A 25,955-nucleotide genomic window follows, 5' to 3' on the forward strand; every position below is an offset into this window, starting at 1 on the left:
TTTATTGCTTTTAGGTTCTGTAAGAAACATATTAGTTTCTTTTTTTTGAAAAGCAATTTATGACTTTATCATTTCGATCTATAAAAGCCTTAGCTACGTAGTGATCTGAAATCACTCTGAAAATACAGTTAAAATACGCGGTTCAATTTACCTTAATCTCCTTACGTAATTGGCAGCCAGATCTGAACTGTTGGCAACTCTCTGGCAAAATTTCCTGGCAGCCCTGCATTTAACTGCCTAGCGCAATCTGATAATAAATAATAACAAACCCGCCGTGCAGTTAGCATACAGTAAGTAAAGGAATGGTTGACTGTGATCATAAAAATAGCATATCAAGCCGGAGGGAAACTAGACGGCTAAGTATAGTAATATCAATAGTTTTAATACTTTAGAAACATTAACCGTCGGTTCAGAACACTATCAGATTTTCAACCTGTCTAAATTGCAAGTGCAGTTAGGTGACCTGTCCCGACTACCAAAAACTTTAAAAGTCTTGCTGGAAAATTTACTACGTTTTGAAGATCAGCTCACGGTGAAAACCGAGCATATTCACGCCTTGGCAGGATGGCTTAACGATCGAACTTCAGAACAGGAAATCCAGTATCGTCCGGCACGGGTCCTGATGCAGGATTTTACCGGTGTTCCTGCAGTGGTTGATCTTGCTGCAATGCGTGCAGCAGTGGCCGAAGCCGGTGGTGATCCGGAAAAAATTAATCCGTTGTCACCAGTGGATTTAGTCATCGATCACTGGGTGATGGTCGATTACTTTGCTAGCCCGCAAGCTTTTGAGTAGAATATCGCCATTGAGATGCAACGCAATGGCGAGCGCTACCAGTTTCTACGTTGGGGGCAGGCGGTGCTCAATCAGTTTCGCGTGGTGCCGCCAAGAACCGGAATTTGCCATCAGGTCAATCTGGAATATCTGGCACAAGTGGTCTGGAGCAATGAGGTCGATGGGCAGGGCTTTGCCTTTTCTGATACCTTATTCGGTACCGATTCACAATTTATTCATCATATTCTGAAAATATTTCTTCAATTTCATCCCACTGCGGCAATTTATGCTTTTTTTTATTCACTTCGAATTGTAAACCAACACCATCAAGCACACGTTCAAATATGTCAAATGAACCTGTAAAATGGCCATTTTCCATCTCTGAAATTGTTGTTTTATTGACTTGAGTTTTTTCTGCAAGGCTTTTCTGTGTATAGCCTAACCCTTTTCTTGCCAAACGTATTTCTTTACCTATTTCACCTCGTGTAGCCATTTTTTCTCCCGAAATTTGTTAGCCATATAGCAAACTTTTAACTAATTATGGTTAATATTCGCTATATAGCAAACTTTTATAATGATTCTTGAATAGCTAAATTGAACTTATAAGATTCAATTTAGCCTCAAATTAGGTTAATAGAATCCATATATGTATGGTAGTTCTCAATAATGAGGCAGTTGTATACCTCTTGAGAAGAGAAACTTCTTATACCTTGAATTTGAATTATTAGACAAAATTATGACTTTTAATTTTCTGTGTAATGAAGCTTTATATATTCTTAATATTTACCCTGAAGCCGAAGTCCTTCGACTACGTTTAATACTGTAGCTAATCCCTGAGTAGTCTGAATCTGTTTTATCGGAATGCCTTTGGTTAGCTTATTTGGTGACTTCATAAAATGCTGCATCCATTTAGCCTCTCCACCTGTTAGAGCATCTAGTGATATCGCAATACGAATTAAAATAATTGCGAGTTCTCCCTGACTTGAATCGGGATCTAACTCAAGCGAATTTAAAGTTTCCACTGAATCTAAATTGATAACGATAGCAAGCTGGTCCAGTGTCAAACCAAGTTGTTTTGCAGATGATAAAACAGCTTTAGTTAATACTTTTTTTTGTTTTGCAATTTTTTCTGACGTTTTATGCATGACTGATCTCAGTTTCAGACGTTGCTGATACCTAGAGTTTATACTATTTGATTATCGTTTCTCAGACATCCAATTTTTACTGAAGATATATTAAATTTGGCTTTAGATAAGGAAGCAACGGTTAAATTATTTAACAGCATGTGGTTATTTTTAGACCTTCAGCTTTAAGTTCAAGAGATCGAGGTCTGCCGATACATGCTAGATGTAAGCAAAATTTAAATGCAGCAAGAGCATGACCATCTTTTACTGAGTAGAGTTGTAGACGAGGAAATTCCTCTTGAGTTGATGGATGTTTATCTGTTAATGCTTTTGCTAATTTGAATAGTTGAGGCTGTTGTTTAGCATCTAACTTTGTTTGCAAATCTTGTCCAAGTAAGTGCCAAAATTTGGCAGGAAATAAAGCCTTAACTTGGGAGTAAAAATGTTCGAGTTGATCGATATCCTTCCAGCGATAATGGATACCGGTATGTGATGCGGTCACTCGATTTAAAAATACATTCAGGACGTATGCAATTTGTATTGGATTTTTACAAGCTATTTTCTGTAGATGTTCAAAAAAATAGGTCACTGCATGAAGCTCTTCAGCGCTATCAAGCATCGCTGGCTTTAACTGGGTTGAGCTATCAATACTAAATAAACGAGGATTCCCTTTTTTTGATTTAATTTTTGCTAAATTTAGGGCATTTTCATACCAATAATTGACAAGCTCTTCTGGTAAATACATTTTTTGAGATACAGCTTGAGGATCATTGTGAATCTCTAATTGATTTAAGGTTTCATAAAAGCGTTGAAGTGAAATTTTAGAATCTTCTGTTCCAACAAAGAAAGCAAAAAAATTATGGGATTGATCTATTTGTACCGACAGTTCATCTAAAATGTCAGTAGCATTACTTTGAAGCCATTTTGTTTGATCGTTCAATAATATAGTTGCTAGAGCGGCCTGGTTTTTTTCAAAATTAAAGTCTTTTTCATCATTTGTTATTTTCAAATTTTTAAACGTTGCATTGTGGCCCATAATTTTTTTAGCCAATTCATTAGGCATATCTGGATGATGTTTTAGTAGTTTTTGACCAGCTATGAGATAACTTAAATGAATATAGCTTTTGAATGTTTCAACTGGCTCTATATGTCCTAAGAGATGTGCAATAACAAACCAATGGTTTTGTCCATGTTGATTTTGAAGTAGCTCAGCTCGAATTTTTTGATATTCGTTTTCGCTATAGTCGGTTAGCTTTTGCACAAGTGGTGCATATTCACAGTTCAGTAAAAGCGATAAATGATTCGCTGCAGTGTGACGAAAAGAGTGAAAGGAGTAATGATGCCCTTTAAAGACCTGATTTAATATCAGTTTTAGGGGTACGGTGACAGTATGTTTATTCAGTTTTTTATTTTCATTCAAGTTGCTGAATAAATATAAACTTTTCTTATTCTCTAAACGTTTTTCAACAACAAAATCGCTAAAGAATTGGTACTCATCATCTTTTAGCAAAGCGTATGCAGGCACAATCCGTTCCGCACTATCCGTTTTGAGCAGATGTTGATTACCTTGTTTTTTTGAACCATAAGGTTGAACCCAGATAGAAAATTGATTTAAACCCTCGATATCTTTTACACGTAACCCGAGTATTTCGTTAATACGCATACCAGTACGGTAAGCCAAAATATAAATAATTTTTAATAACTTATAGTGATGGTCTGAGATGGATTGGTCATGTAAGAGCTGATTTAACTTCTTTAATATGACCTGGAAGGCTGTATGACCAATGATGCGTGCACGAGGTCTACTTTGCGATGCAATAAATTCAAGTTCGAAATCTTCTGCTTGAAAAACAATTTGTTGAAAGGTGTGAAAGCGTTTCAACATGCGGATTGTTTGGTTTTTAGATTTTTTAAACTCAGGTCGATCTGCTTCATCAGCAAGTCGTGTATTGCTAATGATTTGTTGATAGATTTTGTTCAGCAGATCATTAATGTCATTGTCGGCATCGAAGTATTGTAAGGCATGAGTTAAAAACGGTTCTGCGATCCGGGTGTAATATGTATAGATTGAACTATCTGCGAGTTTTTGATTGTCTTGAAATGCCTTCGTGTACTGAGTTGTATCAAAATCAAAGGTGGCTGATAATTTTTTTATTTGCTCTGAAGTTGGTAGATAGAGACTGATGAGCCACAAAATAATACGTTTAGAAAACTCATTAAACTGCTCTTGGTGACGCAGGCAAAAATCAATAATGAGTTCAGCAATAGGTTGGTCCGTTGATGATGTGCGAATTATTTTCAGCAAGTTTTTATGAATAAATATCACATTCTCTACTGCTTCAGACGTATTGAGATCTGGTAGGACTTTGGCTGTAGAAGAGACATTTCGTTCGATTTCATCACTTAATTGAGTTTTAAATTTTGGGAATGCAAAGTTTTCAAACTCATGTTCTGATAAACCACACGTGAGTGTGTTTTCTAACAAACATTGTGAAAGGGCAGGATCAACATCTGCATTCTGCAGTTGTAGCCAATTAAAATTGGCGTAGTCACGTAAAAACTTAAAAGTCTTTTTGGTGTATGGATGTTTTATTTTTTGAAAAATGAGGTGCAGATACGCATTCACGTCTAGACTGATGTCACGAATTTGTCTTGTATTGAAGTGAATGAGCCAGAGTCGTGTGAGTTGATCTGGAACAAAATTACGTGATTTTCGTATTGTTTTTTCATCAACAAATAGATCGCCATAGCTTGGAGAAAGTGGCTCTAAAAAGATGATATTAAAATCGCAAATTTTTTGGATTTTTTCAGGGTTTTTTAAATGTTCGAGCAAAGCATTTAATGAAGCTGTTTGATTTAATCCACCGTATAACATTGAGCAAAGCAGAATATTTCCAATAATTTCATCATCAGAAAAAGCGGAACTATCTTGAGCAAGAATCCAGTAATCCCACAGTTTTTCGAGGATGATGTCAATTTCATGACCGGCTTGGATCCAATCTAGGGTGAAAATTGGTTCATCGCGTTTCATCTCAAAGGTGAGATAAGGTAGTGGGAGGTCTAGGTTATTACTTTTATTAAGATCTTTGATATATGTTCGGAAGAATTCATGAGCATATTTTTTCCAGGCAAGATTCGGTGCTTTACGTTTAATAAACTCATAAATTGCAGGATAAGCTTGAATTAAGTCTTCATTTGAGAATTTTTGTTCATCAAAGTATTGTCGGAGCTCTTGTTCTGCATCAGCTCGTATGTCCTTTTTAGGCTCATCTCGTTTGAATTGACGTCTATCTTCAGCATAGCGTTTTTTTGGGATTTTTTTATTGAATGATGACATGAACTTCAATCCCGCTAATTTTAAATTGATCTTTCATTTGCTCTAAAACATTCGCAATTTTAGAAAATTGAGATAGTGATAAACTGGAAAAAGGATGTGCTGCTTCTTGTTGCATGAGCTCATGTCCAAAGAGAGCTAAAATTTCAGGTTCAGAAAATTTATGAGTCAAAAATGCACGAGCTGTGTGGCGATGCCAATTTTCATGAGCAAGTCCTAATTCAGGATGGAAATTTTTGACTGTAGAATGACTTAGTGGTTTCCACTTGTTATTTTGAATGATTCCAAGCAAGGGTAACTTACTTGCTTCTATTTGTTGTATAGCATCACTTAAAGCTGGATGACTCATCATGATTTGAGTCGAAAAATATTCTAAAAATTTAAGGAATTTTTTTATCTCTTCAACTAAAAATGAACAAAGTGGGATTAAACGTCCGAATCCATTGCGGCCGCCTGCTTCTTTGTCAGAAACCATCAAAATTTGGCGTTTTAAATTAAAGTTTTTAAGAAATCCAGGGAATTCAGCAACGGGGCGTGCTGCTGTAAAAAGAAGGAGGATATGCCATATCCATATGTTGTAGTGGTTGTATATAGCAATCAGATCGTTTTCAGCTTGTGAAAAAATATTAAACTTCAATACAGCAAAAATCTCTGTAATGATCTGTGGTTTTGGAGCTTTACGACTACCAAAATGAATTATTGAATCAGGGGGCGAAGGTACACAACTTTCATATGTGCTTGCTATATCTGCACAAAGTGATTTTAGAATATCAACATATTGTGCATGTAATCGTGGAATATTCTGATGACAATAAGAAATAGATGATGACTGATTGGCATCAATCCCTGTGATTAAATCTGCGAGTTGTTTATTCCCTGTTTTTGCAAGAACCGTATGATGCAGTAGAGAACTCACCTTTACGACAGACAGTTTTGGAATCAATAATTCTTGTCTTAATTTGCGTAAATATTGCTGTATATCATCGAAACTAACCGAATCCATTTTGCGGAGATCCTCAATGAATAGATTCGGGATTGGAATGTCTAAATAGATCGTCTGATTAAGTAAGCTTGTTGAATACTCAAAATCACGGTTCTCAAATACATTAAATTTACTGCTTAAGAAGAATTGATCATTTTTATGGATCAATTTTTGGCGGTTATTTAAGTTTTTAGCTCGCTTGCTTTGTATATATAGCCACTCATTCACACTGTTGCCTGTCAAAAATGCGAGCATCAGGATTAAAGCACTTTTATTTTGATGTTCAGAGTAGTCCACATGAAGTCTTTTCAGTAGATGGTTCACGCTAGATGGATTCGGAAAAAAACTACTCGACGTGAGTAAATGTTCTTTGCGTTGAATATGTTTTGCAACAAGCGGTAGAACATAGTTTTGACTCGTTTCTGAATGTGCTGCGAGTGGTGTGACGTCAGTTGGATTGACAACAATTTGCCGATTAATCGGCTCATCGATTAAGGTTTCTATATTCAGTGCTTTAGATTTAGCCCCTTTTTTGATTTCGATACTTTCTTCAATGAATTGTTCTTCATCAAGAAACTGATGTTGAAGCTGCGTATCGATACTTGCACGTGCAATCTTCGCTTTGTTTTTTAAAATGTAGTTAAAAGTAATCCGAATATCATTGAGTAGATTGCGATCAAACTCAGGCAATTCATCCGTATCTAATGTGATCAGATGTTGAATAAATTGTTCTAAGCTCAGCGTTAGATCTTTAAGATAGACATTCCAGAGGCGTTTATATTCTTCTGTATTATGATATTTTTTTTCAGTATCTAAATTTTTATTTGCAGTTCTAAAACGTTGGAATAAGCGCTTTACTGTATTGAAGTGTTCGGCGTGCGCTTGTTTAAAAAGATCTGGCTTGAGCTCAGGAAGAGCAATTAAATAAATTGCTGCTTTTAAAACTAGAATATTCCAATTTTTTGCATGCGTCTGCGATTCAGATAATTGCGAAATTGAATTGACATATGAAGTAATCGGTAGATCACTGATCTTAACTTTTTTAGAAAAAGAGATTACTGAAGGTTTGGGCAGATTTGACTGAAATTCTACATCGATGTCAAAGCAATCGAGATTGAGACCATCTAGACAGTTGTCAGTCTGTTGAGAAGACAATAGTTCAATCACAAAGTTGATATGTTGTGCACGTTCAAATTGCTCATCACCGAACAATTTTTCAATTGTTCTTTTAATTGAAATCATTGGTAAATCAAAATGTTCGTTTAGATCATTAGACATTTAAGATCTCCAAATTTTTTCTGCACTCAGATCGCTATTTGAGTGATCTAAGAGATCTTTTACACATCTGCTGTGTAATGATAATTCATTAAAAATCTGTGTACGTTCTTGCTTGATCTTTTTCATCCGCTGATTGAGTTGGTTTCGAGAGCATGAAAGCAAGTGTGCAAGTAACTCTAGGCTCATTTGATGGTGTGGCTTCAAAGATGATTCTTTGTTAAGAGTTAATAGTGTTTGACGTGAAAGATGTGTATTAATCAAGTGCAATGTTTTTCGTGGGTTCAAAGGCTTAATGTCAAATTTTGTAGATTTGATGAATTGAATAAATTCACGACTGCATAACTCCATCAGAAATGCTAACTCATCATCTGAAAAAGATTGTTGATTGTGAATAATTAAAGTGACTTCATTAATATCTTGCTTTAAATAGCTAAGATATAAGTGAATATTATTGAAAATGGAGTAGCCATCAAATTCTGAAGTTTTCCACACATGGAGTTCTTTTATGCGATTAGAAATATCTAAATCTGCAGTGAGATTTTTAAACATATTTAAGTAGCATAAGTTGAAACCATACGCTTGTGGATGAATGGTGATTCTGCTTTTTTTGAAATTTTTTAGAGTACTTATCTGTGTTGCTGGAAACTTCAAAAGTAGTTCAGATGTCAGATCCATGTGTGCTATTGAATAAAAATAATACAGCAATATTCACGTATATTTAGAGTTTTTGAATATGGCAGGAGGTATCATTTTTTCCTTGTTTTTAAAGTTTATTTATTATTGAAAGTTTCAAATTTTCCTCCTCGATTAGATACTCACTATTAGTTAGCTATATTTGTGAGTTGGCAAAAAATATCATGTTTCTATTATGATGTTCACATAGCAGATTACAATGAATACAGTAGGGATGAGTATAGTTGATTATTACAATAACAATGCTCAAATTTGATCTTTTTTAATGGTAATTAAAACCAAACAGGAATCAATTTTTGATAAGTATGTGGCTTTGTTGCACAAAGATTTCATAACTATATGATTTTAAAAGTTTTGATTATTTTTTGATCCAAAATTAAATTTATTTAAATCAGATGCTTACATATTTATGCAACAAAGCCCATTGTGTTCTTACGCAAACCTGCACCGATTGGCCTTGGTTTAACCAGTCTACATATACTAGATGAGTCACTCATTGTGGCCTTACCCAACAATCATCCTTTGGCTGAACAAGCCGAACCAATTCATTTGCTGGATCTTGAACCGCATGATTTTGTGTTGTACCGACGTTTAGCGGGGCAAGATTTATTTGATAATATTTTGGCCAGTTGTTACCAAGCTGGATTTAGTCCCAAAATTGTACAAGAAGCGCCACGTTTAACCTCGAGTTTAAACTTGATTGCTGCAGGGATTGGTTTATCCATCGTGCCTGAGGCCATTCGTGACTTTTGGAATAAGCAGATTGTTTATAAAGCACTCAAGGCGAACAATCCATGTATTGCGCCGATTTATGCAGTGTATAAAGAAAATATAGACAATGTCCGTTTGCAACACATCTTAAAGTTATTGCAATAATTCGTTCAATATTGAGCACTTTATTCTGCCTGACAAGAGTTTGCTTAAAGTACTAAGGTCAGAGTGATGATGTGTTGTATTTAAAGTTTTATACCTATAACGAATGCTCGTATGGAGCAAAATATAATATTTAGCAATATGAAATGTTTAACCCATGCTTTTTAATAAAATTCCTTTTGCACTCACGGCTCTGATTTCTTCCACTGTGGTAATGATGAGTGGTTGTGCACCCAGTCTGTCTAGCACCGCTTCAAACACACAACAACAGGCGCAAAATGCCTTATTGGTCTATGGTGGACCTATTTTAACCATGCAAGGCATGCAGCCCAGCTATAGCTGAATACTTACTTTATTATCACACTTAAAACCATAGGAAATGAGGTTTTACAGATGTTTCCATGTGCTAGTGTTTTTAGAATTTAGCTATAGTTTTGTTTCCCATCTACTTTGATGCCATTTTTTTTATACTGTCACTGAGGCAGGTTGGACATTTGATTTCTAGAGTTATTTGCATTTCTCTATTTTATCAAAATTCAACCTGCTTTTTTTTAGCATACTTTTTGATACACCACCAAAAATTGGATGAGTTTTGCTAAATAGCTCAAAGTTCAGTTTGTATGTTGATAAATGCATATTACTAATATAGAGCCTGTAAATAAATTTCAGTAGTTTTATCATTTATTAGGGATGATGGAATTCAACTTTATTTTTTGTCAGGCTTCTTTAGCGAATTCATTTAAAGGCTATTTATTCACTTTTCATAATAAAAGTGCTCAGATAGATATCCTATCACTCGTATTGTGAAGAAATTATCTTATAAGATTTGACTTCAAAAATTACATATCGCGCTCTAAAGTCAAGTCTTTAAAATGAGCAGTGTGCAATATAAAAATCATTCAAATGCACTAAAAAACAGTTTGTGAGAGAGGAATAGTAGATGAATACGCGATCTACCATTATGGATACCAATAGCTTCCGTGCCGAGCATGCGAGTGCACTAGATTCTGAAACCCGAAAACTGACCGATCGACGTAGCCAAAATTTAGGTGAATCTTACCGCTTGTTTTATCGAAACCCAGTGCATCTTGTAAAAGGGCAAGGACAATACCTTTGGGATGCTGCAGGCAATCAATACTTGGATGCTTATAACAATGTCGCTAGTATAGGACATTGCCATCCTGCGGTAATCAATGCCGTAAATGAACAAATGCAAATGTTGAATACACATACTCGTTATTTACATGAGCGCATTTTAGATTATACCGACGATCTTTTAGCGACCACACCGACTGAAATTAACAAAGCCATGTATATGTGTACGGGTTCTGAGGCGAATGATTTGGCCATTCGTATTGCCCGTGAATACAGTGGTGGTACGGGTATTATTGTGTCGCAAGAAGCCTATCATGGTACTAGTGATCTTACTTCGGGCTGTTCGCCTGCGCTTGGTACAGGACAGACCTTAGCTGCTACAACTCGTTTGGTGGCAGCACCTGATCAATATCGTTTTGAGGGTGAAGATTTAGGTGACTGGTTCGCCGCGCAAATTCAAGCACAAATTGATGATATGAATGCCAATGGCATCAAGTTTGCAGGCTTCTTAGCCGATTCCATTTTTTCATCAGACGGGGTAATGCCAAATCCTATTGGTTTCCTGAAAAAAGCAGTGGATGTAGTGCATGCCAATGATGGTATTTTCATTGCTGATGAAGTACAGCCTGGTTTTGCTCGTACAGGCGATTCTTTTTGGGGTTTTGGGCGTCATGGTGTGGTGCCCGACATCATTACCACAGGCAAGCCGATGGGCAATGGTATTCCAGTATCAGGTTTACTCGCGAAAGATCATGTGTTGTCTGCCTTTAGTCAAAAAATCCCTTATTTCAATACCTTTGGGGGGAATCCTGTGGCGATGGCAGCGGCGCAGGCCGTGCTGAAAACTATTCAAGAAGAAGAGTTACAAGCCCATAGTCAGCGCCTTGGTGGTCTACTTTTGACAGAATTGCGTAAGCTGATGGAAAAGTATGACTGTGTTGGTGATGTGCGTGGTGCTGGTTTATTTATTGGTTTCGAATTGGTACAAGATCGTTTCACCAAAATGCCTGATAAAGCTCTGGCACTGGATTTGATTGAAGAATTGCGTAATACGCATCGTGTGCTGACCTCTGTTGCGGGACCATATGGCAATGTCTTGAAGTTACGTCCACCATTGGTGTTCCAAGAAAAAGATATTGATTGGTTGGTTGGAGCGTTGGATCAAGCCTTAAGTAAACTGCAAAAATAAACTTAAATGTCATACATATTTAACCCCGCTCAATGAGCGGGGTTTCTTTTTTATTGATGTCTTACCACTTAATGTCGTAATTGGCGTGGTGTACAGCCAAACCAACGCTTGAATGCACGGGAAAAGGCACTGACTTCGGAATAGCCTAATAAAAATGCTACTTCAGAAATCGGTAAATTCTTCTGTTGAATATAGTGTTTGGCCAGTTCATAACGAACTTGATCAATTAGTTGAGTAAAGGTGATGTCGTGTGATTTTAAGCGCCGTGATAAGGTACATGGACTCATATGTAAATCTAGTGCAACTTTTTCCAAGTTGGGTTCACCATGAATCAAATCTTGCTGAATGTGTGCACGGACTTGATTGGTTAAACTTTGTGACTGCGATTGCGTATTCAGAATTTTTAAAGTGTCGAGCATCATGGTGAGCAGCAACGGGTCTGACTGTGGCATTGCGGTTTTAAGGTCTGATTTGGCAATCAAAATTGAATTGAATGGCTGATCAAAAAACACTGATGCATTAAACAGTTTACTGTGTTCTTGCCAAAACTCGGGACGTGGGTGTTCAAAATGAATTTCGCGTGGTGAATAGTGTGTGCCCAAGACTTCACGAATTACATTCATAAACATGCCCACTGTGAGTTCGGCATCTTGTCGTCGCGATAAAATTGCACCATGCTGGACTTGGTAGTCGAAACGATAGGCATCATTGACTTCAACCATACGGCATAAAGTATCTTTTTGATGCAGATTAAAATGTGAGGTCATGTTCTTTAATGCATCTTCCAGCGATGCTGAACATAAACCAATATAGCCAATCAGTCCTAAAGCTTTGGGATGAAATTGCTGTCCATAATGCAGTCCGAAATTATCGCAATGTGATAGTTTTGCGGATTGTTCCAAGACTTCGCAATAATTGGTGAGTTGCAAACTGAGGGTGGGGCTGAGCAATAATTCAGGATTAATACCACTGATCCCAAAAATGCGATCGACATCGGCACCTTTATGCAGAATAAAGTCACTTAGGCCTGTCGCGGCAGCTGATAAAATGCCTTGGTTGCTGATGTCTTGAGCGTTGATGGAGAGAGGATTAAATTGAATCATGCATAGCCTCTTTTAATACAGAACCGTTATTGTTCTAAATTAAGCAAGAGCTATGCCATTCAATGCTTTACGGTTTGCTTCTGCCTACAGGTATTTTTTTATATACCTGCTGGAATTTGGTTGTTAAGATATTTTTTGCAAAGTCGCACAGTTTCATCCGACCATTGCGCTCCCAAACTTTTGGCCATGTCGGTATAGGCATGTGAACCGAACCAAGCCATCAATTGGATTCTACGTTGCATAATAAAGGTGGGAACCAACGCATACTCTTCTGCACTCACATGCCCAATTTTTTCATAACCATTCAACCATTGTTCGACCCACTTGGGTGCAGCAGTATAGTGTTCATTAAAACTAATTGCTGCAGCTAAGTCATGCATAAACCAGCCCATGCCGCAGTCGTCAAAATCAATCACACCAACCTTTTTTTCATTCAACAACAGATTGGTCAGTCTGAGGTCAGCATGGATCAGCCCATAGTGATCTTTGGACTTCCCAAATTGATTTAGCTCGGTGGCAACACGGCAAATTGCCTCATCAATCACGGCATGATCTACCGATTTTAACTGTGGGGCATGACGCCAGTCACCCCAATGTCCATCGGCAAAAACCATACTTTCATGATCCCAAACAATACGTTGGAAGTAGGCTGGCATCTCCCATGTTTTACTGTGCAGGTGCAGTTGTGCTGTGATTTCACCCAACTGCTTAAAATCACATGGATCGACATTATCTGCTGTAGGCATTACACCTTTCACCCAATGAAAGAGCACTGCATGCCTTGAAATATCTGGACTGAGTGCCAATGTTTGGACTTTATCTCCATGACAGTCGGCAATGGCAATCGGCACCGCGATGCCATGCGCATTTAACGCATCTAACCATGCTAGTTCACTTTCGATTTGTTGTTTGGAATGATAATTGGGACGATGAATGCGTAGTGCATATTGTTGTTGAGCGGTTTTCACAACAAAGGTGGCATTTTCAGATTGGCAGAGTAATTTGATCTCGCCTTGATAGCATGCTGGATAGGTTTGCATGGCTTTTTTTGCCAATTCGTAGAGTTGTTGAATGCTTAAATATTCATTTTGTTGGACGCTCATGTTGTACTCCTTTTCATGCTGATCTTGGGTGCGGAGTCCCAGACTTTGAGCTGATCTTATAAAAGAAAAAAAAGAGCAACTTGACTTCAAGCGACTATGCTCATGATTTATTGTCAAGTTTAAAGCCGATATTTCACCGATATTAAAGTGGTCGAATTTGGTGAAAAGGTGATCGAGCATCATGAAAAATGAAATGATAATGACGGAGAGTGTCGCAGATAACACCGAATATTTTGCCCAACGCCAACTGAAAAAGGGTGCCGTCGGTTGGTTACTGTTGGTGGGGTTAGGGGTGTCTTATGTGATTTCGGGTGACTTCGCAGGTTGGAATTTTGGTATTGCGCAAGGTGGTTGGGGCGGATTATTTGTTGCTACGATTGTAGTGGCATTTATGTATCTATGCATGAGCTTGTCGATGTCAGAAATGTCGACCATGCTGCCAACAGCAGGCGGGGGCTATAGTTTTGCGCGAGTGGCGTTTGGGCAATTTGGTGGTTATCTTACAGGGACTGCAATTCTGATTGAATATGCAGTCGCACCTGCCGCAATTGCAGTTTTTATTGGCAATTATTGTGAAGCTTTATTTGGCATAGGTGGCTGGCCGATTTATCTGTTTTGCTATGTGTTTTTCATGGCAATTCATTTAAAAGGTGCAGGTGAGGCTCTGAAAATAATGTTTGGCATTACCGCAATTGCTTGTGTGGCGCTGTTGGTGTTTATAGTGGCAATGGTTCCACACTTTAATGCTGCCAATTTATTTAATATTGCAGTAATGCCAAATACTGCGGGGGCGAGTTCATTTTTGCCTCTCGGTTACATGGGCATTTGGGCTGCTGTCCCGTTTGCAATCTGGTTTTTCCTTGCAGTTGAAGGCGTGCCTTTGGCTGCTGAAGAAGCCAAAGATCCAGTCAAATCTTTACCACGTGGTTTAATTGGTTCAATGTTGATTCTGGCTGCATTTGCCCTGCTGATTTTGTTTTTAAGTGCTGGTGCGATGGGTGCAGAGCAAGTGAAAAACTCAGGAGCACCATTGGTTGATGCATTAATTGCAGTCTATGGACAGCATTCATGGATTGCCAGTTTTGTGAATTTTGTGGGATTAGCAGGTTTAGTAGCAAGCTTCTTCTCGATTATTTATGCTTATTCGCGTCAAGTGTTTGCCCTATCGCGTGCGGGTTATTTACCGAAAATATTATCGCTCACCAATAATAAACAAGCGCCGAAATGGGCGATTGTGATTCCTGGGGTAATTGGCTTTGTATTGTCATTAACGGGTGAAGGAGATTTGCTGATTTTGATTGCGGTGTTTGGTGCCACCATTTCTTATGTGTTGATGATGATGTCGCATATTAAATTGCGTTTTTCCCGTCCAGATTTAGCACGACCATATAAAACACCCGGCGGCATCGTCACTTCAAGTATAGCATTGGTTTTGGCCTGTGCTGCAGTGGTGGCGGGTTTAATGGTTAATCCAAAAGTATGGTGTTTGGCAGCGCTAATTTATGGTTTATTCATTCTGTATTATCTGCTGTATAGCAGACATCATCTGGTGGAAGGCACGCCTGAACAAGAGTTTGCATCTATTGAAATCAGAGATGAATAGTTGAGTGAAATTTACCTAATTTTTAAGAATATCAATCCCATTTTTAATGGGCTTGATATTCTTAAATGCTCATTAAATTATTTGGTGGTGTTTTAAAAAGTATGCTGAGATTAAATGAAGCCATTATTGATGTAAAAGAAGGTTAAGTCGAAGGCTTTAAAATGGTTTCCAGGTGGTGTTTCAAGCTTTTTGGAGAAATTACAACTTCTTCTAAAACCATGCCTTATTCGATGCCTTATTTTGCAATTATTACCTTCAATTCCTACAGTAAACAACTTACCAATACTTTGCTTGCAGTTTTTAAAAGCAGTGATGAAACTGTCCCAATGATCACTTGCAATTCGGGTGTAGTAAATACCTAATTGTTTAAGCTTTGTCTTCAACCTTTGGACTGTAGCTAAATGTCTCTTACCCCAAACATAAGCAACAACCTCACCTGTTTCTCGATGGTAGGCGTAAATAAGCCATTGTTTATTATTTTTATTTCCAACAAAAGTCCAGAATTCATCTACTTCGAGAGATTCATAATGACTTTGTTTAGGCTGAATTTGATAGGCCGATTCAGTTAAAGTCCGTAAGACTTTACCGATACTAATGCGCTCAACTTCAGCGATATCTCGTATACCGCTGCCTCTGACCATTAACTGTAATATTTTACGAGTAATGCCAGAATTACATCCTAGATAGCTCAGAGCATGGTCACCAATAAACTGACGTTTGCAGTCTTTGCATTGGTAGTTTTGTTTCCCATCTACTTTGATGCCATTTTTCTTTATACTGTCACTGAGGCAGGTTGGCCATTTGATTTCTAGAGTTATTTGCATTTCTCTGTTTTATCAAAATTCAACCTGCTTTTTTTTAGCATACTTTTTGATACACCACCAAATATTTTTCTTTGCTTCGAGGTCGCTGAGTTCGTAAAAGGCCTGAATACCGCCTGCGGCTTTAATTCCATCTAAAGCGACAGATAGAGCTTCCTGATCTGACGGGAATGTTTCATCCCATACCGTAGAAGTACCATTTTGGTTTACCACTTCCAGTGTCCAGTCACTATCGGGTAATCGATAAATTAGAACTTCAATTTGCTCATTATCCTCTTTTAAAATTTGAGACAAGGGAGAATCGATTAAATCATTTTCATCATAATCCATAGTACTGTCATTATCAGACATCAGCGGCAGCCTTTATTGTATTTAACATCCGTCCATAGTAATGAATGAATTAAATTTTGCCTAGCAGTGGATATTATGGGGTACAAAGAATGGCTAAATTCAAAAAATAATTGCCCCGACAATAAAACAAAATAATCCAAAAATTACCCAAATCCAGACATTCGATTTGGGTTTCTCAGTATGTGATGTATAGAGTGGTTGTTGTTCCTGAGCAGGAATTTTTTGGTTGCCTGCTCTTTTTTTATAGGGTTGGTGCTTGGAATAGGATAGGCCTGTGCCTGGAATACCAACGCTGGTTCGGGTGCCTTTTTTGCCAATATTTAAAGAAGCACCAGGTTTGCCAATGCTCGCGCTACTAATGCCTTTATGCGTCAGATTAATTTTTAATCCAGGTAGCAGTTTAATACTCTTGCGAAATCTGAAGCCCATATTTTTTCCATTTACAAGAACCAGTTTGGTTTCTATCTCAGTTGTCCGGATACAGTGAAATAAGAGTTTGATTCATTCATAGGACTGATCATTTGACTTATCTAGTGAAAAATCAGTATGTTCTTTAACATAAGATATTGGCTTTTAGACAATGAATCAAACATCAAATTATTACAATCAACATGCTCAAGCATTTTTTGAAAATACCTATCAGGTTGAAATGGAAAGTCTTTACGCACCATTTCTAAGATATTTGCCGGAACAGGCATTGATCCTGGATTTGGGCTGTGGCTCGGGGCGGGACACTTTGGCATTTAAGAAAAAAGGTTATCAAGTTGAGGCAATTGATTATTCTGCCGAGCTGGTTAAAAAGGCCAGGGAGCTGACCAATATTGAAGTACGTCAGCAAAGTTTTTATGACCTAGCTGAGAATAATAAATACGATGGTATTTGGGCTTGTGCATCTCTTTTACATTGTGAAAGAGATCGCCTAACTGAAGTGCTGGGGCTTATATTCAAAGCATTAAAGCTAAATGGTGTGTGTTACATGTCTTTTAAGTATGGCAATACAGACCGTGAGATAGAGGGGCGTAGCTTTACTGACTTGAATGAACAGCAAGCTCATGACTTACTTAAGCAGATCGATCAGGCTTTACTGTTACAACAATGGATTACTGTAGATAAACGTCCAGAGCGTACAGAAGAGTGGATGAATATTCTGATTAGAAAAGTGCAGGCTTAGATATGTTATTCAGTATAGCCGAAATACCAACCCCTCAAGAACAGTTGAAATTCTTAAAGCATATTCAGCAGATTTTGCAGTCAGGGACGTTTACTTCGACATATAAGTTTGCCTTACTGATAAGTATCACGCGTCTGGCGATTGAACAGGGGCAAGATACTGGTGCTGTCTTGCATTTAGAATATCAAGATATTGCTGAAAAGTTTATTGACCTATACTGGAAACAGTCACTGCCGTTTCAGTTTAACCAGTATGAGCCTTTTACTATTCATCAAAGCACTGGTAAGCAGGCAAAGATCATCACTGAAATCCAGAATGCACAGCAACAATTCAAGACCTTGGCTGCGTTTAGAAAGGATGTACTTTACTGGAACAGGTTGAAGCGAGCAGTTGCAACAACGGTAAAGCAAATGCCGGTGGTATATTTGCAGAATCTGAATGGTCAAACGGTAGAATTTCTCTATTGCCTTGAAGACTCCAAACAGTCCCTCAACTTGTTGCCCAAGGTGATGTATTGCTTAAGACAATTTAGTGAAATCATTGAAGAGTTGTGCCAGAAGCGCTGGATTGATTTTGTTCGACTAAACAAGCAGAACCTGGTGGTACTGGATGGTTTGCCTGACCTAGATGAATTCATGTTTGCTCCAAGTCGTAATCAATTGGGGCAGGTCGCGGACTTCTTAATTGACTTACAGCAATGCCAGTGTTTTTACTGTGGAAAAAGTCTCAAAAATTCAAAATATGCTGTGGATCATTTTATTCCATGGTCTTTATATCCTGCTGATACCGGACATAATTTTGTTCTGGCAGATGATAAATGTAACTCACAGAAAAGTAATTATTTGGCATCTGAGCAATTCTTTGAGCAATGGAGAGAACGTAATCATCTGCATGATCAAGCCATTACACGAGAGATTTCTCAACTTGGCTTCTTAACGGATCTGCAGCGTTCGCATCGGGTTGCTGATTGGGCTTATAAACAGGCGATAGAGAATGAGTATTTAGTCTGGTTAGGGGGAAAAGAGAAGAAGATATTAGCCCGAGTGTATTAAACTATTAAGTTTCAAAAATATTTTTAACTGTATGAATCACACAAATTCTTTAAAAAGACTGCGTCAATATGTGACGTTAATTTCCTGAAATTTCTTCAAATAATTATTGGAAAAGGATATTTTAAGGACAACTCTTCTTCATAATTGATGATAAGAATGGAACAGCTCAATCCATCAGATCTAAAAGCAATATTACATTCGAAACGTGCCAATCTGTACTATCTTGAACATTGTCGTGTGATGCAGAAAGATGGTCGAGTACTTTATCTGACTGAGGCTAAAAACGAAAATCAATATTGGAATATTCCGATTGCCAATACCACAGTGATTTTATTGGGTACAGGCACATCAATTACGCAAGCAGCAATGCGCATGCTCGCAAGTGCAGGTGTTCTGGTTGGTTTTGCAGGTGGAGGTGGCACACCTTTGTTTATGGGCTGTGAAATTGAATGGATGACACCTCAAAGTGAATACCGTCCAACTGAGTATATGCAAGGATGGATGCAATTTTGGTTTGATGAAGCCAAACGCTTAGATGTTGCTAAACAGTTTCAATTGGCTCGAGTTGAATATATTCAGAAGATTTGGTCGAAAGAGCGAGATTTAAAAGAATATACCTTTCATGTAGATGATTTAGATATTCAACAGGCTTTAACAGGTTATGCAGCAAGAATTTCACAACAAAGTAAAGTCGGAGACTTACTACTTGCAGAAGCTGCAACCACAAAGCAACTTTATAAAATTGCAGCGACTCGTACAGGTTTAAAGGATTTTAGTCGCAATCCTGAACAAGGCGATTTAGCCAATGATTTTTTAAATCATGGCAATTATCTGGCTTATGGTTTAGCAGCAACCACGCTTTGGGTACTTGGAATTCCACATGGTTTTGCCGTAATGCATGGTAAAACTCGCCGTGGAGCTTTAGTGTTTGATGTGGCTGATTTAATTAAGGATGCAGTGGTTCTACCGTATGCTTTTATTTGTGCCAAAGAAAAAATGACCGAACAGGAATTTAGACAGCAGATTTTGCAGAAATTTACTGAGCATAAGTGTTTGGACTTTATGTTTGATCAGGTCAAAGCACAAGCTTGTAAAAATCATGATGTAGATGGGGACGCATTATGATTGTGACCTTTATTAGTCAATGTGAAAAGAAAGCGATTCCACGAACCCGACGAGTATTGGATGCTTTTGCAGACCGAATTGGTGATAACACCTGGCAGACAGTAATTACTGAGGAAGGTTTAATTGCAGTTAAAAAATTGCTGCGTAAAACCGTAACCAAAAGTACAGCGGTGAGTTGTCACTGGATTCGGGGTAGAAGGCGCAGTGAGTTACTGTGGATTGTTGGGAATCGGAATAAGTTTAATAACATTGGGGTCGTGCCTGTGAATAGCACACAAAAAGATGTATTTATGGATGTTGTAACAATGAAAGCAAAACAAGATGAGTTTTATGCGAATACGCATTTACAGCCACTCGCAGAACATAGTTTTGCAATTGGTTATTTGGCACAGCAATTATTTAAAACAGTAGTGGATAACGATGAATATGACAACTTATCTAAAGTTGTATTTTTAGCGGGTTGTTTGCATGATTTAGGCAAATTAGACCCTCTATTTCAAGAATGGGTTAAAAAAGGAAAACGGAAAGATCCTGAAGATGATGGTCAGCATATCGATGTTAAATTTACCTTTGATAAACACCCTCGTCATAATGAGGTGTCATTATTGCTATTTAATTTTTTTGAACAGCAATGTAAAGGATTGAATAATCGTCAAAAAGAAAGTTTACAGCATATTTTGTATTGGCATCATGCGAAGCCATATCGTCAAAATGATGATTTTACAGGGGTGTATAAAGCCTACGAATATTTAATCAAAAACATTCAAGTAGATCAGTTTGAAATCTTGATTCAACGGACATCTGACTTAGTTAAAAGAATTAACAACCTATCAAAAAATTATTATGCCAATGAAAGTATCGAAAAGCATATCGATTGGAATATCGATCAAGCACAAGAGCTAAAAGATAATTTTGAATATCAATTCAAAAGTAAATATTTTCCAGAATTTAAACATTATACCAATACAGATTCTATAGACATATTACGTGATAAGGTGCGTATTAACTCAGAACATAATTTATTACGTGCCTGTGTGATTAGTGCAGACCGTTTGATTTCAAAACTGTCTGCGCAAGATTTAATGGAATACATTGCTGAGCACCGCTTAGATGAGTTATTGGATTCACAAGAAACGCTTTCTAATCTATCTGAACATTTAAACAATGTTTCGACAAAATTTCCAAACAGTGAACGCACTCAGAAACAAAACGAAATCGCTCAACAACTTGCTGATTTAAGAGATATTGCTGTGCTTGCAGGTCCAGCAGGCTGTGGTAAAACTAAAATTGCATTAGAGTGGGCAAAACTAAAAAATGCAAAAAAAATATTTTGGATTTGCCCACGTGTACAAGTTTGTCAGGGGATTTTTCAAGAACTCACAGAAAGCTATTTACCAGATGCAAAAGTGGAGATCTTCACGGGAGAATTTAAGTTTACTAATGCTTGGGACAAAGTCACCCCTGAACATGAATATCTATCGGGTGAGGTGGTGGTTACAACGATTGATCAAATATTAGGATCAATTGTGACACATAGTAAAGTGGATAGTTTAATTCCATTTATAGATGTACATGTGGTCTTTGATGAATACCATGAATATATTGGGATGGAGATTTTCAACATATTGTTTGCTGAGTTGATTGCCAATAAAAATATGCGTAAGAAATACGAAAAAAATACTTTATTGGTTTCAGCAACACCACACTATTCTTATTTAAAACAAGTCTTAGGTTTGCATCAAGATGACGTTATCGCAATGCCATCATTTAATGATCGTGACTATAAGATTGAATTTATAGATTATGACGAATCTGTCATTGAGGGAAATCCATTTTATCAAGTCTATGATGGACAAACCTTTATCATTTCAAATACGGCTTTAACAGCACAATTGGGCTTTATTTATCAGAAGAATCAAGAGCAAAGTGTACTTTTCCATTCAAAGTTTAAACGCAGTGATAAAAAATATTGGTTTAATGAAGTGTATGAGGCATTTAAAAAAGAGGGTACACATAAATTTGATGTATTACGTAGTGGTCCAATTGTACAAGCATCATTAAATATAACAGCCAAAAATATGCTGACAGAAATGACCTCACCTGAAAATATGCTTCAACGTTTAGGACGCTTAGATCGTTTTGGCGAAAGTGAAAGTCTTAATGTTTTAAAAGTTGCGATTACTGAAAATGTAAAAAATGGCAGTTGTAAAGGTTCTTCAGCATTTTTCTTAAATCAATTAAATTGTTTGCAAACTACAAAGGCTTGGTACGATTTTTTACAAGATCAGCTTGCAGGGCAAAGCTTTAAGTTATCAAAGCTTTATCAACTCTACAAAGCATTCCATACGCAACAAGATCAAGAAAACTCTGCTATTTTTCAAGATATGCAAAAAGCTTTGAAGAAAAGTATTGATCGAATTAATAATAAGGTGACTGAACCCACCAAAGTGTCAAAACCTAAAACGACAGAGCGTAAATCTAAGATTAGTAAAAACTCATTACGTGGAGATAGCCGTTTTGTACAGTTAGCTAAGTTGAATTTAAATGATTATGCCAAGCCTGTATTTGAAAATGAATATGCGTATCAACCACCTTTAGATGATACAACTGAATATGATAATTTGACGGAGTCCTTAAATATTATTCAAGAACTTGGATTGATTAATTTTATTGCCCAAAAGCATGGCAATATTGATCCGTCACATCCAGTAAAAGGCATTCCTGAGAAAAAACAAAAATCACGATGTATGGTCTTAGAAAATTATGCAAGAGATGCAGATTTCCCTTTGTATCTGAGCTACATCGAAGATGACTTAAATAAAGTGGGTGGCACAGGGGTTCGACATCCTGAAGCAATTTATTATGCGGTATGCGATCAGCAACCGATTGGTTCAATTACATTAGACAAACTTCATATTTTAACAACATCACCAGAGGGTAAATAATATGGCTAAAGTAACAGGCGTAAAAAGCGTAGATTTTAAAATTACAGCATATGGTTATGGGGTGGTGAATTGGAATGGTCCAACGTCACTGACAGGTAATGATGGTAAGACAGTGGATAACCACACATTACCTAAACTTCGTGGTTTCAGTAATTTATCAGGTAGAGTCAAAGAAGAAACAGGCTACAAATACCGTAAAGAAGCATCAGACATTGATTTTAACGAAACGCCTTTATATATCAGCCAAAATTGTATTCGCCATCACTTATTCCGTGACCAATCTTTTGATTTACATTATGCAAAAGATAAGAATTTGATTGATGTTCTAGCATCTATTACGGGATTAATCCGTGGTTATGTTGTGCCATCGAGTCAATGTAAACGTACAAGTCCACTTTTGATTACTGATTTTATTGATCAGTTGGGTAATGGCAACTTTGAACAGCTTTCGAATGCAAGTTCAAGTGAAGAAATTACGCAAGATGATGGCTCAAAAACATATAAACGTGGTGAAAACTCAATCTTCTCTAAAACGACCTTTGGTGATACCGAATATATCGCTTATGGCTCGATTAGTATTGAACAATTGCAGTTCATTTCACTCGATAAAAAATTTGACCGTGCTTCGATGATTATTAAAGAAGGAGAAGGTGAAAAGATTGCAGAGCGAGTACAGGAATTTATTAAGAGCCTTGATCCATCGAAAGAACCAAAAGCAATTTTCCATAAAAATTATGTCCGTAAGGGAACAATCTTTAATGAAGGTGAAGTGGGTATTTTACTCGACAACACTGCAATTGATATTTTAGTCAAAGAAACGCTTTCAATGCTTGAAGAACTCGTTATTAAGCAAGCCAAAGGTTATATGTGCGCAGATACGGTAGAAGTGGATTATAACGACAGTCATAAAATGATGCGTATTAAACGCAATCCAGACCAAGCCAATCCTGAGCTACAACAAGATTATGCAGTTTATTTTGAAGCCCAATAATGAGGTGATTTATGCAAATCATTATTGAATATGAATCCTCTTGGCGAAATTCATTTTTAGATGGCTCTAATAATGAACCCTTGCCTAAAGGCGGACGTAATTTTATTGCTTCAATGACAACATTAAAGCAAGAAGGCAATTACAAAAAGCGTAGTATTTCAAAAGATACCGTCATGGGCATTCTAAATCGTTTGATTGGTGATCAACGTAAACTTTATCAGGCACGACAGGATGAAAATTATTATTTTACTGAAGTTGAAAAAGTACTTCAGGAGAATGATATTGTCGATCACGCTTTAAATAGTAACGAGATGGTTTATATCCGTAATGTTTCAGGGAGTACAGATCAAAATTCATTTACAGGTGAAATTAAAGCAAATGATCCATCCTTTAGCTCGAGTTTTTCAGCTGAACTTTGGGGTGTTTTATGGCTTAATTTATCTGAAGTTTCCAAATTTATTTTGGATGAGTCATATTCTGTGACCTACTCTGAAGTTTTAGATCCAATTACGGTGTGTAATCGTATTGAAGTTTTGAGTGCAGAAAAACCAATGGATCTGACGGAGGATATTCAAGCTGTACTAGACTATTTATTGAATCATTTCCCCGATACAAAGTATTTGACTGCAAAAAAGCAATTACCTTTGATCAGTATTTATGCCTCTGCTTTATATCTTCAAATTACAAGATTATCTCAAAGATATGATCTCTCAACTGTCTTAACAAAAAGTGGCGGACTGAGTGGAATCTCAAAGCGTGGATTTACCAAAAAAGATTTTATGGATCGTTATACGACAGGAAGTAAAAAGCTCATTTGGGGCAATCCCTATTTATTGAAAGAAAAGAAAAAAGGTGAGGGTGAAATCGTATCTGTTTTAACCAAAGCTAGTGGAAAGCTCATTATAAATTTGAATATTTCTAAAGAACAAGCAAGAGATTTAGAAGAAAAAATTGAAAATGCAGGGGTTTCATCTTTTTACTTAGGTAAAAAGGGCTTGGCTTATGTCACGGATATTAGACCTTAAGGAAGAGATATGAACTATTACATTGAAGTAACATTAATGGAAAATGATCAATTTTCTCCTTATGAATTATGGTCACAACTTTATCCTCAATTGCATCTTGCATTGGTTGAAGCCAAAAATGCTGACAATAAAGTGAATATTGGATTTTCGTTCCCTCAATACCGCTTTCATCAAGATAAAGGTGTTGGATTTATAGGTACAAAATTACGTTTATTTGCTGAGTCTGAAGCTGATTTGAAGAAACTGGACATTCGACGTTGGCTTGAGCGTTTAGAAGATTATGTACATGTCACTTCTATTCGTGAAGTACCTAATGATATTAAGAACTATGCCATTTATAAGCGTAAGCAAGTGAAAACCAATGCACAACGTTTGGCGCGTCACCGTGTAAAACGTGGGGATATTGGCTTTGATGAGGCATTAGCCAGATACAGCAATGTAGTTACGACAACCAACATGCCTTATATTGAAATGAAAAGCCTGAGCACTTCAGATCAGCAAAGTGAAAAACGTTTTAAATTGTTTATCGAAAAGCAATCTGCTGAAAAATCTGAAACTCAGGTTTTTAGCACTTATGGATTAAGTTCGGTGTCATCTGTACCAGAATTTTAACCCAATATTTTTATACTCTTTAACAGCTTAATAAAATCAATAGCTTATGATAGTGGTTTAAAACTTGGGTCTTTTGAGAGATTTAAGAGTTAAATCACTGTTATAACTTTATTTTTTGCTTTAAAATTGCTGTTCACTGCCATATAGGCAGCTTAGAAAACTCAATGAATAAGAGCACTACTAAAAAGCGGGTTCACTGCCATATAGGCAGCTTAGAAATGCTTTAAAGCGTTTTTAATAAAACAAATGCTGTTCACTGCCATATAGGCAGCTTAGAAAAATCTGTTATTAAAACTGTTGTTGCTCGATACAGTTCACTGCCATATAGGCAGCTTAGAAAATCGCTATAAACCGCTGCACGTAGCGCCATTGGTTCACTGCCATATAGGCAGCTTAGAAATTTCGCATTTCTAGATAACTGCTGATCTGAACGTTCACTGCCATATAGGCAGCTTAGAAATGAATTTTCAGAAAGTCATTGGCCGATTTCTTGTTCACTGCCATATAGGCAGCTTAGAAAAAAGTGCTGATCGACTATGAAAAGGAGCATAAGTTCACTGCCATATAGGCAGCTTAGAAAACATTGCTGACAGATATAATCCCCATTGCCATGTTCACTGCCATATAGGCAGCTTAGAAAAGCTGCAGCCTCTTTAGCAGAAATATCATATTGTTCACTGCCATATAGGCAGCTTAGAAAACTTAGTGCATTG

The 25,955-nt window shown here is 37.1% G+C and carries 20 protein-coding genes, 3 pseudogenes and 1 CRISPR repeat array (1 of these 24 running past the window's edge); of the genes and pseudogenes, 12 read left to right on the forward strand and 11 right to left on the reverse strand.

The window, feature by feature from the left end; translation table 11 throughout:
* Positions 1-370: 370 nt before the first annotated feature.
* Positions 371-1,000: pseudogene (locus C3F22_RS15200) on the forward strand (aconitase family protein); the annotation flags it as partial.
* Between the two features lie 4 nt (positions 1,001-1,004).
* On the opposite strand, the gene C3F22_RS18635 reads toward C3F22_RS15200, so the two are convergent.
* The 5 genes from C3F22_RS18635 to C3F22_RS15225 all read right to left on the reverse strand — a co-directional run bounded on the left by C3F22_RS18635 (position 1,005) and on the right by C3F22_RS15225 (position 8,165).
* Positions 1,005-1,265 (reverse strand): helix-turn-helix domain-containing protein, encoded by a 261-nt coding sequence (locus C3F22_RS18635; protein ID WP_004647603.1) that lies wholly within the window; start codon positions 1,263-1,265, stop codon positions 1,005-1,007.
* 283 nt (positions 1,266-1,548) lie between these two features.
* Positions 1,549-1,917: an MbcA/ParS/Xre antitoxin family protein gene (locus C3F22_RS15210; protein ID WP_034684109.1), complete on the reverse strand. Its 369-nt coding sequence runs from the start codon at positions 1,915-1,917 to the stop codon at positions 1,549-1,551.
* A 130-nt stretch (positions 1,918-2,047) separates the two neighbouring features.
* Positions 2,048-5,233, reverse strand: a complete 3,186-nt coding sequence (locus tag C3F22_RS15215) for a site-specific integrase (protein WP_104426898.1) — start codon at positions 5,231-5,233, stop codon at positions 2,048-2,050.
* Positions 5,217-7,490 (reverse strand): hypothetical protein, encoded by a 2,274-nt coding sequence (locus C3F22_RS15220; protein ID WP_104426899.1) that lies wholly within the window; start codon positions 7,488-7,490, stop codon positions 5,217-5,219. Before C3F22_RS15220 ends, C3F22_RS15215 begins: the two co-directional genes overlap by 17 nt.
* Positions 7,491-8,165, reverse strand: a complete 675-nt coding sequence (locus C3F22_RS15225; protein ID WP_004681107.1) for a hypothetical protein — start codon at positions 8,163-8,165, stop codon at positions 7,491-7,493. It lies immediately after the preceding gene.
* 441 nt (positions 8,166-8,606) lie between these two features.
* Here C3F22_RS15225 and C3F22_RS15230 point away from each other — a divergent pair.
* A pseudogene (locus tag C3F22_RS15230) lies at positions 8,607-9,059 on the forward strand (LysR substrate-binding domain-containing protein); the annotation flags it as partial.
* A gap of 154 nt (positions 9,060-9,213) precedes the next feature.
* A complete protein-coding gene (locus tag C3F22_RS15235) occupies positions 9,214-9,399 on the forward strand; it encodes a hypothetical protein (RefSeq protein ID WP_034684112.1) in 186 nt (61 codons plus the stop codon).
* A gap of 85 nt (positions 9,400-9,484) precedes the next feature.
* Here C3F22_RS15235 and C3F22_RS15240 read toward each other — a convergent pair.
* A pseudogene (locus C3F22_RS15240) lies at positions 9,485-9,573 on the reverse strand (transposase-like zinc-binding domain-containing protein); the annotation flags it as partial.
* Between the two features lie 423 nt (positions 9,574-9,996).
* Here C3F22_RS15240 and C3F22_RS15245 point away from each other — a divergent pair.
* Positions 9,997-11,340 (forward strand): aspartate aminotransferase family protein, encoded by a 1,344-nt coding sequence (locus tag C3F22_RS15245; RefSeq protein ID WP_104426900.1) that lies wholly within the window; start codon positions 9,997-9,999, stop codon positions 11,338-11,340.
* A 68-nt stretch (positions 11,341-11,408) separates the two neighbouring features.
* Here C3F22_RS15245 and C3F22_RS15250 read toward each other — a convergent pair whose 3' ends face one another.
* Both C3F22_RS15250 and C3F22_RS15255 read right to left on the reverse strand, forming a co-directional pair.
* Positions 11,409-12,443, reverse strand: a complete 1,035-nt coding sequence (locus tag C3F22_RS15250) for an AraC family transcriptional regulator (protein ID WP_004681105.1) — start codon at positions 12,441-12,443, stop codon at positions 11,409-11,411.
* A gap of 98 nt (positions 12,444-12,541) precedes the next feature.
* Positions 12,542-13,546 carry a phosphotransferase enzyme family protein gene (locus tag C3F22_RS15255; RefSeq protein WP_004681103.1) on the reverse strand — a complete coding sequence of 335 codons (1,005 nt, stop codon included), beginning with the start codon at positions 13,544-13,546 and terminating at the stop codon, positions 12,542-12,544.
* Between the two features lie 181 nt (positions 13,547-13,727).
* Here C3F22_RS15255 and eat point away from each other — a divergent pair, with 181 nt between their 5' ends.
* Positions 13,728-15,149: an ethanolamine permease gene (eat, locus tag C3F22_RS15260; protein WP_034686785.1), complete on the forward strand. Its 1,422-nt coding sequence runs from the start codon at positions 13,728-13,730 to the stop codon at positions 15,147-15,149.
* 110 nt (positions 15,150-15,259) lie between these two features.
* Here eat and C3F22_RS15265 read toward each other — a convergent pair whose 3' ends face one another.
* From C3F22_RS15265 to C3F22_RS15275, 3 genes are all read right to left on the reverse strand, one after another.
* Positions 15,260-15,973, reverse strand: a complete 714-nt coding sequence (locus C3F22_RS15265; protein ID WP_034686366.1) for an IS1 family transposase — start codon at positions 15,971-15,973, stop codon at positions 15,260-15,262.
* 12 nt (positions 15,974-15,985) lie between these two features.
* Complete coding sequence (locus C3F22_RS15270) at positions 15,986-16,321, reverse strand: hypothetical protein (protein ID WP_034686363.1); 336 nt, start codon at positions 16,319-16,321, stop codon at positions 15,986-15,988.
* Between the two features lie 99 nt (positions 16,322-16,420).
* Positions 16,421-16,750: a DUF4236 domain-containing protein gene (locus tag C3F22_RS15275; protein ID WP_004895773.1), complete on the reverse strand. Its 330-nt coding sequence runs from the start codon at positions 16,748-16,750 to the stop codon at positions 16,421-16,423.
* A 151-nt stretch (positions 16,751-16,901) separates the two neighbouring features.
* On the opposite strand from C3F22_RS15275, the gene C3F22_RS15280 reads away from it, so the two are divergent.
* From C3F22_RS15280 to cas6f, 7 genes are all read left to right on the forward strand, one after another.
* Positions 16,902-17,492, forward strand: a complete 591-nt coding sequence (locus tag C3F22_RS15280) for a class I SAM-dependent methyltransferase (protein ID WP_016658949.1) — start codon at positions 16,902-16,904, stop codon at positions 17,490-17,492.
* A gap of 2 nt (positions 17,493-17,494) precedes the next feature.
* Positions 17,495-18,544, forward strand: coding sequence for an HNH endonuclease (locus C3F22_RS15285; RefSeq protein ID WP_034686360.1), 1,050 nt, complete (start codon positions 17,495-17,497; stop codon positions 18,542-18,544).
* Positions 18,545-18,700: 156 nt separating this feature from the next.
* The gene (gene cas1f, locus C3F22_RS15290; RefSeq protein WP_034686357.1) at positions 18,701-19,669 is read left to right on the forward strand and encodes a type I-F CRISPR-associated endonuclease Cas1f; all 969 of its coding nucleotides are present in this window, start codon (positions 18,701-18,703) and stop codon (positions 19,667-19,669) included.
* A complete protein-coding gene (locus tag C3F22_RS15295; RefSeq protein WP_034686354.1) occupies positions 19,666-22,614 on the forward strand; it encodes a CRISPR-associated endonuclease Cas3'' in 2,949 nt (982 codons plus the stop codon). The genes cas1f and C3F22_RS15295 overlap by 4 nt, the downstream gene beginning before the upstream one ends.
* Before the next feature lies 1 nt (position 22,615).
* Positions 22,616-23,605 carry a type I-Fv CRISPR-associated protein Cas7fv gene (gene cas7fv, locus C3F22_RS15300; RefSeq protein WP_034686351.1) on the forward strand — a complete coding sequence of 330 codons (990 nt, stop codon included), beginning with the start codon at positions 22,616-22,618 and terminating at the stop codon, positions 23,603-23,605.
* Positions 23,606-23,616: 11 nt separating this feature from the next.
* On the forward strand, positions 23,617-24,630 hold the full coding sequence (cas5fv, locus tag C3F22_RS15305; protein ID WP_034686348.1) for a type I-Fv CRISPR-associated protein Cas5fv: 1,014 nt from the start codon (positions 23,617-23,619) through the stop codon (positions 24,628-24,630).
* A 9-nt stretch (positions 24,631-24,639) separates the two neighbouring features.
* Positions 24,640-25,242 carry a type I-F CRISPR-associated endoribonuclease Cas6/Csy4 gene (cas6f, locus tag C3F22_RS15310; protein ID WP_034686346.1) on the forward strand — a complete coding sequence of 201 codons (603 nt, stop codon included), beginning with the start codon at positions 24,640-24,642 and terminating at the stop codon, positions 25,240-25,242.
* 131 nt (positions 25,243-25,373) lie between these two features.
* Positions 25,374-25,955: a CRISPR direct-repeat array (repeat unit 28 nt; unit sequence GTTCACTGCCATATAGGCAGCTTAGAAA) (it continues 8,749 nt past the right edge of the window).

The organism is Acinetobacter sp. ACNIH1, from assembly GCF_002934695.1.
Classification (GTDB): Bacteria; Pseudomonadota; Gammaproteobacteria; order Pseudomonadales; family Moraxellaceae; genus Acinetobacter; species Acinetobacter variabilis.